The organism is Psychrobacter sp. NG25 (genome assembly GCF_015234355.1).
Lineage (GTDB): Bacteria > Pseudomonadota > Gammaproteobacteria > Pseudomonadales > Moraxellaceae > Psychrobacter.
In genome coordinates, this window is sequence record NZ_JADGMV010000019.1 from 1 (window position 1) to 966 (window position 966).

The window sequence follows — 966 nt, forward strand, 5'->3', positions numbered from 1 at the left end:
TCACCATCGGTGATGCTGCCGTCAGTTGTATCACCATTGTCTTCATCCGAAATCGTACCAGTGGCACTACCCTCTGTCGGGCTGACGCTGGCAACGTTGGCATCGGTACTGATGTCTAATACTAGGTCTTCGCTGTTCTCGAAGATGTCATCATCTTTCGCGGTGACAGTGATCACAGGAGTAAAGGTGCTGCCCGCTGGTATGGTCACGGTGCCACTGGCTAAGAAGTCGGCAATCTCTGCAGGGTTTGTGATGACCACATCAACACCACCATCAACGGTGTAAGAGATTTGATCAATGTCGGCGGCTACTATGGCATTGTTCGTGCCAAGAGAGACACTAACCTCGGTATCAAAGTTGCTGACGTTGTCTTGAGAGATGGTGAACGCTAAAGTGTTGTCGGCTGCGCCTTCGGTGGCTTCAGGTGTGGTGGCGACAATGCTGACCACTGGCTTATCATCATCAGTAGGATTACCATTACCTTCATCCGAAATCGTACCAGTGGCACTACCCTCTGTCGGGCTGACGCTGGCAACGTTGGCATCGGTACTGATGTCTAATACTAGGTCTTCGCTGTTCTCGAAGATGTCATCATCTTTCGCGGTGACAGTGATCACAGGAGTAAAGGTGCTGCCCGCTGGTATGGTCACGGTGCCACTGGCTAAGAAGTCGGCAATCTCTGCAGGGTCTGTGATGACCACATCAACACCACCATCAACGGTGTAAGAGATTTGATCAATGTCGGCGGCTACTATGGCATTGTTCGTGCCAAGAGAGACACTAACCTCGGTGTCAAAGTTGCTGACGTTGTCTTGAGAGATGGTGAACGCTAAAGTGTTGTCGGCTGCGCCTTCGGTGGCTTCAGGTGTGGTGGCGACAATGCTGACCACTGGCTTGTCACCATCGGTGATGCTGCCGTCAGTTGTATCACCATTGTCTTCATCCGAAATCGTACCAGTGGCACTA

General features: G+C 51.6%; 1 protein-coding gene. It reads right to left on the reverse strand.

What is annotated here, in order from left to right:
- On the reverse strand, positions 1-966 hold a 966-nt coding region (locus IPZ60_RS14105), incomplete at both ends, for a hypothetical protein (RefSeq protein WP_265087475.1).